The 6773-nt window shown below is 72.2% G+C and carries 8 protein-coding genes; all 8 read left to right on the forward strand.

What is annotated here, in order from left to right:
- On the forward strand, positions 1–1310 hold a 1310-nt coding region (locus BKE38_RS27680), incomplete at its 5' end, for a TadA family conjugal transfer-associated ATPase (RefSeq protein ID WP_106409324.1).
- Positions 1307–2242, forward strand: coding sequence for a type II secretion system F family protein (locus BKE38_RS27685; RefSeq protein ID WP_076960390.1), 936 nt, complete (start codon positions 1307–1309; stop codon positions 2240–2242). The genes BKE38_RS27680 and BKE38_RS27685, both read left to right, overlap by 4 nt.
- Positions 2239–3171 carry a type II secretion system F family protein gene (locus BKE38_RS27690; protein ID WP_076960391.1) on the forward strand — a complete coding sequence of 311 codons (933 nt, stop codon included), beginning with the start codon at positions 2239–2241 and terminating at the stop codon, positions 3169–3171. The genes BKE38_RS27685 and BKE38_RS27690 overlap by 4 nt, the downstream gene beginning before the upstream one ends.
- Positions 3171–3629, forward strand: coding sequence for a TadE/TadG family type IV pilus assembly protein (locus BKE38_RS27695; protein WP_076960392.1), 459 nt, complete (start codon positions 3171–3173; stop codon positions 3627–3629). The genes BKE38_RS27690 and BKE38_RS27695 overlap by 1 nt, the downstream gene beginning before the upstream one ends.
- Before the next feature lie 13 nt (positions 3630–3642).
- Entirely contained in the window at positions 3643–4167 is a 525-nt protein-coding gene (locus BKE38_RS27700; RefSeq protein WP_076960393.1) for a TadE/TadG family type IV pilus assembly protein, read from the forward strand.
- Positions 4164–5678 carry a TadE/TadG family type IV pilus assembly protein gene (locus BKE38_RS27705; protein WP_131829757.1) on the forward strand — a complete coding sequence of 505 codons (1515 nt, stop codon included), beginning with the start codon at positions 4164–4166 and terminating at the stop codon, positions 5676–5678. The genes BKE38_RS27700 and BKE38_RS27705 overlap by 4 nt, the downstream gene beginning before the upstream one ends.
- Positions 5679–5706: 28 nt before the next feature.
- Positions 5707–6468 carry a tetratricopeptide repeat protein gene (locus BKE38_RS27710; RefSeq protein ID WP_076960395.1) on the forward strand — a complete coding sequence of 254 codons (762 nt, stop codon included), beginning with the start codon at positions 5707–5709 and terminating at the stop codon, positions 6466–6468.
- Positions 6469–6547: 79 nt separating this feature from the next.
- Positions 6548–6773 (forward strand): chromate transporter (locus BKE38_RS27715; protein WP_207553701.1); only part of this gene is annotated, 226 nt, incomplete at its 3' end.

Genomic DNA, 6773 nt, shown 5'->3' on the forward strand with positions numbered 1-6773 from the left:
CTCCAGCAGCGGGGCGGCCACCGGCGCCGATCACCCTGCCCCCGCCGCTGGCCGCCCCGCTGCTGGAGCTGCGCCAGCTCTGCATGACGCGGATCGACCCTTCGCAGATCGCCGGCAGCAGCCCCGAACGGCTGATCCCCGAGATCGAGCGCATGCTGACCGAGATCGCCAACGAGCGGCGCATGCAGCTCAATGCGCGGGAGCAGCACCAGCTGGCGCTCGAGCTGGTGGACGACATGCTGGGCCTCGGGCCGCTGCAGCCGCTGCTGGACGACGACAGCATCGCCGACATCATGGTCAACGGCCCGCACCGCGTCTTCGTCGAGCGGCGCGGGCAGCTGACCCTGGCGGCGGTGCAGTTCCGCGACAACCAGCATATCGCCGGCATCGCCCAGCGCATCGCCGCCGGCATCGGCCGCCGCGTCGACGAAAGCAGCCCGATGGTCGATGCCCGCCTGCCCGATGGCAGCCGCGTCAACATCGTCTTTCCGCCGCTCGCCTTGGACGGGCCCTGCCTGTCGATCCGGAAGTTCTCAAGAAAAGCCATCGACTTCGCGAAGCTGGTGGAGCTCGGCTCGATGCCGGCGGGGGCGGCGCGCATCCTGGAGATCGCCGCGCGCTGCCGGCTGAACGTGCTGATCTCGGGCGGCACCGGCTCGGGCAAGACCACGCTGCTGAACGCCATGAGCCGGCTGATCGACCATGGCGAGCGCGTCATCACCGTCGAGGACGCGGCCGAGCTGCAATTGCAGCAGCCGCATGTGGTGCGGCTGGAGACGCGGCCGGCCTCGCTGGAGGGCCGCGGCGAGGTGACGCAGCGCGACCTGGTGCGCAACGCGCTGCGCATGCGCCCCGACCGCATCATCATCGGCGAGGTCCGTGGGCCCGAGGCCTTCGACATGCTGCAGGCGATGAACACCGGCCATGACGGCAGCATGTCGACCATCCATGCCAACAACACCCGCGACGCGCTGACCCGCACCGAGAACATGGTGCAGATGGGCAATCTCGGCCTGGCGCCGCGCGCCATCCGCATGCAGATGGCGAGCGCGCTGAACATCGTCATCCAGGCCGAGCGGCATCGCGACGGCATCCGCCGCGTGACGCAGATCACCGAGATCTGCGGTCTGGAAGGGGATGTCTTCATCCTGAACGACATCTTCCAGTTCGAGTTCGGCGGCGAGACGCATGACGGCCGCATCACCGGCCATTACAAGGTCAGCCGGGCGCGCTCGGCCTTCCACGATCGGCTCTCCTATTTCGGGCTGGACCGCGCCTGGGCCAGCGCGCTGGAGGAGGCCGAGCGGTGAGGCTGCTGCCCCTCCTGCTGCTGGGGCTGCTGCTGCTCCTGCTGCTGGGCGGGCTGGCGGTGCTGCTGCTGGCACGCGAGCGGGGGCGGCAGGCGCGGCGCTGGCAGGCGGTCCTGGGCCCCTATCGCCCCGGCGCCGCCGCGCCTGCCGCCTCCGCGGCGCGGCCGCGCGCGCTGCTGGAGCGGCTGTCGCCTCTGCTCGGGCTGGATTCCTATCTGGCGCATCGCCCGGGGCGGCAGGCCTGGCGGCCGCTGCTGCCCGGGCCGCCGGCGGCCGCGCTGCTCTGCTGGCTGACCGCGCCGATGCTGGACGACTGGGTCTGGCTGGCCTGGCCGCCGCTCGCGCTGCTCGCCATCCGGCTGCTGGCGCAGCGTGCCGAGGCGCAGCGGCGGCAATTGCTCTATGCCCAGTTCCCCGATGCGCTGGGCATGATCGTGCGCGCGGTGCGGGTCGGCGTGCCGGTCACCGAATCGCTCCGCGTCGTCGCGCGCGAGGCGCTGGCGCCGACTGCCCAGGAATTCACCCGCCTGGCCGATCTGGTCGCCATCGGTCAGCCGCTGGAGGAGGCACTGTCGGCCATGGCCAGGCAGTCCGGCCTGCCGGAATACCGCTTCTTCGCCGTGGCGCTGGTGCTGCAGAGCCAGACCGGCGGCAGCCTGAACGAGACGCTGGACAATCTGGCCGACGTCATCCGCCGCCGCGTCGCGCTGCGCGCCCGCGCCCATGCCCTGGCCACCGAGGCGCGCACCAGCGCCATCGTGCTGGGCTGCCTGCCGGTGCTGGCGGCGGGCGGCCTCTATGTCGTATCCCCCGGCTATATCCTGGTGCTGGTCGAGCATCCGACCGGGCACAAGATCCTGGCCGCCGCGGCCGGGCTGCTGCTCTGCGGCATCCTGGTGATGCGCGGCATGCTGAAGAAGGCGCTGGAATGACCGGCGCCCCGATCACGGCGCAGCTGGCCCTGGGCCTGGCCCTGGCGCTGCTCCTGCTGCTGCTGGCCGGCGCCGCGCTGCTGCTGCCGCAATTCCGGCGGGAGGCCCGGGTGACCGCGCGGCTGGCCGCGCTGCGCGCCCGGCAGGAAGGGGCCGCCGCGCCTTCCCAGCCGCTGCTGCAGCGCGGGCTGGCCTGGCTGGGGACGCTGCTGCTGCGCTCCGGCCTGCTGCCGCGCGACACGCTGGCGGCCTGGAAGGCGATGCTGGTGGCGGCGCATTTCCGCCAGGACCGCGCGCTGGCCCTGCTGGCCGGGGCCAAGCTGCTGCTGATGCTGGCGCTGCCCCTGCCGGTCTGGCTGATGGTCGATCCGCTGTTCGACGGGGCCGAGCCGGTGATCTTCTGCGCCCTGGCCGCGGCGGCGCTCGGCCTGCTGCTGCCCGACCTGCTGCTGGCGCAGCGCCGCCGCGCCCGGCTGCAGGCGGTGGAGCGCGGCCTGCCCGACGCGCTCGACATGATGGTGATCTGCGCCGAGGCCGGGCTCGGGCTCGAGGCCGGCATCGAGCGCGTGGCGCTGGAGATCGCCCCCGCGCATCGCGCGGTGGCCGAGGAATTCGCCGTCACCGCGCAGGAGCTGCGCATCGCCGCCGACCGCCGGCTGGCGCTGCAGTCGCTCGGCGCCCGGCTACAGCTGGAGCCGCTGAAGCGCCTGGCGGCAACCCTGGTGCAGACGCTGCAATACGGCACGCCGCTGACCCAGGCGCTGCGCGGCCTCGCCGCCGAGCTGCGGCAGGAGCAGCTGGTGAAGTTCGAGACCCGCGCCGCGCGGCTGCCGGTGCTGCTGACCCTGCCGATGGTCGCCTTCATCCTGCCCACCATCTTCCTGGTGCTGGCGGGGCCGGCGGTCATCCAGATCATGCAGTCGCTGTGATGCGCGGGCTGCGGCAGGACAGGCGGGGCGCGGCGGCGCTGGAATTCGCCCTCTGCGCCCTGCCGCTGCTGCTGATCCTGACCGCCATGCTGGAATTCGGCTGGCAGCTGGCGATCAATGCCGGGCTGGAATTCGGCGCGCGCTATGCCGCGCGGCTCGGCGTCACCGGCAGCAGCCTGGGCAGCGGCACGCCGCAACAGGCGCTGACCCGGGCGATGCTGAGCCGCGTGCCGCTGCTGAAGCCCGCGCACTTCACGCTGGAGCTGCGCTACTGGGGCGACCTGGCCAGCATCGGCAATGCCGCCAAGGCGACCAGCGGCATGGGCGGCGCCGGCGCCGTCGTCGAATACCGCCTGAGCTACAGCGCGCCGCTGCTGACGCCGCTCGGCCGCGCCGGCTGGGGCAAGACCATCGAGCATCGCGCCGTCGTGGTGGTGCAGAATGAGAATTATCTCTAGGGACCGCCGCGGCGTGGCCGCGGTGGAATTCGCGCTGCTGGCGCCCTTCCTGGCGCTGCTGCTGCTGGGCATGGCGGATCTCGGCCTCTGGCTGCGCAGCTGGGCGCGGCTGAACCGCGTCTCGGCCGAGCTCGCCGACATCGTCACCCGGCGCGACACGCTGGATGCCGCGGGGCTCGCCGCCATCGTCGCCGCCGGCCAGGCCATGGCCGGCAGGATCGACGTCACCGGCAGCCAGGGCGCGACCATCGTCTCGGCGGTGCAGGGCAGCGGCACGGGCAACACCATGCTGTGGCAGAAGCGCACCGGCAGCAGCACCTATGCCAGCCGCTTCGGCACGGCGGGATCGGCGGTGGTGCTGCCCGGCCAGGTGCTGGTGCGCGCCGGCGAGACGGTGATCATCGCCGAGCTCTTCACCGGCGGCGGGCCCTGGGTGCTGGGGCGGCGCCTTTTCGCCGGCAGCACGGCGCCGAACTTCATCGCCGCCCATGCCGTCTTCCACCCGCGCAGCAACCTGCTGGCGACGGAGCCGAAGTGAGGCGGCGTCTCCGGCACGACAGAAGGGGTGGCGTCGCCATGGTGGTGGCGCTCAGCCTGCTGCCGCTGATCGCCGCCTGCGGGCTGGCGCTGGACCTGGCGCGCGGCTGGCTGGCGCAGTCGCGGCTGGCGACCTCGGTCGATGCCGCGGCGCTGGCCGGGGGCCGCGCCTTCAGCCTGCCCGCCGCCGAGCGCGAGGCGGCGGCGATGATCCTGTTCTGGGCCAATTTCAGCCGGCAGGACATCAACAGCGCCACCACGCGGATAGGCTTCATGGGCGCCACCGCCAGGCTTCCGGTGGTCGACATTCCAGCCGTCAACACGCTGCGCGTCACCGCCGAGGCCAGCATGCCCACCGTCTTCATGCGGATCTTCGGCGAGCCGACCATGGCGCTGAAGGCGACGGCGACGGTCACCGCGCAGACCGACGGGATGGAGCTGGCCATGGCGCTGGACGTCACCGGCTCGATGTATCCGACCGGCATCGCCGCACTCCGGCTGGCGGCGGCCGACCTGGTCAACATCCTCTATGGCGACAAGGAGACCATCCCCGGCCTCTGGGTCTCGATCGTGCCCTGGTCGGCGACGATCAACATGGGGCCGACACGGGCGAGCTGGCTGGGCGCCGGGCTGCTGCACGCCGCCGACTATCTGCCCACCACCTGGGCCGGCTGCGTCGAGGCGCGGCGCAACGGCCAGGACGCCACCGACGCGCCGCCCTCGGTCGCGCCCTTCACGCCGTATCTCTGGGCCTCGACGCTGAACAAGTACCGCAGCGGCACCACCGTCGTCGCCGGCGACAACGACTGGTCGGCGACCCGGGTGACCGAGACCAACCTGTCGCTGCAGAACGCCGCCGTCGGACCCAACCTGGGCTGCCCGATCAACACCGTGCTGCCGCTGACCGCCGAGAAGTCCACGCTGCTGGCGCGGATCGGCGCGCTGCAGGTGGCCTTCCGCGGCGGCACCATCTCCAATCTCGGGCTGCAATCGGCCTGGTTCACCATCAGCCCGCGCTGGCGCGGCCTCTGGGGCAATGCCAGCCTGCCGCGCGACTACAATGTCGTCGGCACCCGCAAGGTCGTGGTGCTGATGACCGACGGCCAGAACAACTGGTACGACTATCCGAGCGGCGCGCCGGGCATCGCCGCCACCACCTATGACAACCAGACGGTCGATGCCGACTACACCGCCTATGGCCGCATGGCGGAGAACCGGCTGGGCATCGTGACGCCCACCACCGGCACCATCTCGGCCCGCATCAATGCCGCCATCGCGCTGAACAAGACCGCCATCTCCGACAAGATGCAGAGCATGTGCACGCTGCTGAAGGCGCAGGGCATCACCGTCTACACCATCACCTTCAATCTTAGCGATGTGACAACCCAGAACCTGTACAGGAACTGTGCCTCGACGACGACCGGCTACTTCAACAGCCCGAACCAGACGGCGCTGCGCCAGGCCTTCACCCAGATCGGCAATGAGCTGGTGACGCTGCGTCTCACGCGATGACCGCCCACCCCGCGACCCGGAGCGCAGAATGCGCGAGATCTGCTGGCTTCTCCTGCTGATCCCCCTGCTGGCGGCCTGCAACGCGCCGCGCGCCGGCGATCCGCCGAAGCTCTCCCCCGCCGCGCGGCTGCGGCTGCTGGAGGCGCAGTTTCCCGATGGCAGCCAGGGCGGCGAATACCTCATGGCCCGCAGCATGGCGGAGGCGGCGCCGGGCGATCCCGCGCTGCAGGACCGGCTGGCCGCCGCCGCCGAGCAGGCCGGGCAACCCGGCGAGGCGCTGGCGGCCCAGGAGCGCGCCATCGCCCTGGCCGGGCCTTCGACCGGGCGGCTGGTGGCGCGCGGGCGCCTCGCTTTGCTGGCCGGGCAATGGCCGCTGGCGCAGCAGAGCTTCCAATCCGTGCTGATCACCGATCCCGGGCATATCCAGGCGATGACCGGGCTGGCCGTCTGCCACGACCTGGCCGGGGAGCCTGCCCAGGCGCTGACCTGGCACCAGGCGGCGCTGATGGCGGCGCCGATGGACTGGGCGGTGCGGGTCAATTACGGCATGTCGCGCCTGCTGGCCGCCCAGCCCGCCGAAGCCGCCCGGCTGCTGGCCGCCGCCGAGCAGGACCCCGCCGCCCCGCGCCGCGCCCGCCACAACCTGGCGCTGGCGCTCGCCGCGCAGAACCGGCCCGGCCCGGCGGAGAGCGTGCTGTCGCGCGACATGTCGCCGCCCGAGGCGCGCGCCCTGGTCGTCGCCTTCACCCAATGGTCGCAGCAGCAATCGGCCCAGCGCGGCCAGCCGTGAGCGTCATGCTTCCGTCATCTGCAACCGGGCCGGAATCCGGCTAGGGTGGCGCTTCCCCGAGTCCCTGCCGGAAGTGCCGATGCCGCCTGCCGCCTTGTCTCGCCCGCGGCCTGCCGCGCTGTTCCTGGTCTTCCTGCGGCTGGGGCTGACCAGCTTCGGCGGGCCGGTGGCGCATCTCGGCTATTTCCGGACTGAATTCGTCACCCGCCGCGGCTGGCTCTCCGAGGCCGACTTCGCTGAGCTGCTGGCGCTCAGCCAGTTCCTGCCGGGCCCGGCCAGCAGCCAGCTGGGCTTCGCCATCGGCC

This window comes from Teichococcus deserti (genome assembly GCF_001982615.1).
Taxonomy (GTDB): domain Bacteria; phylum Pseudomonadota; class Alphaproteobacteria; order Acetobacterales; family Acetobacteraceae; genus Pseudoroseomonas; species Pseudoroseomonas deserti.

Coding starts and splice junctions, on each gene's coding strand:
- BKE38_RS27690 (WP_076960391.1), top strand. CDS start 2,239: ATGACCGGCGCCCCGATCACGGCGCAGCTGGCCCTGGGCCTGGCCCTG.
- BKE38_RS27695 (WP_076960392.1), top strand. CDS start 3,171: ATGCGCGGGCTGCGGCAGGACAGGCGGGGCGCGGCGGCGCTGGAATTC.
- BKE38_RS27710 (WP_076960395.1), top strand. CDS start 5,707: ATGCGCGAGATCTGCTGGCTTCTCCTGCTGATCCCCCTGCTGGCGGCC.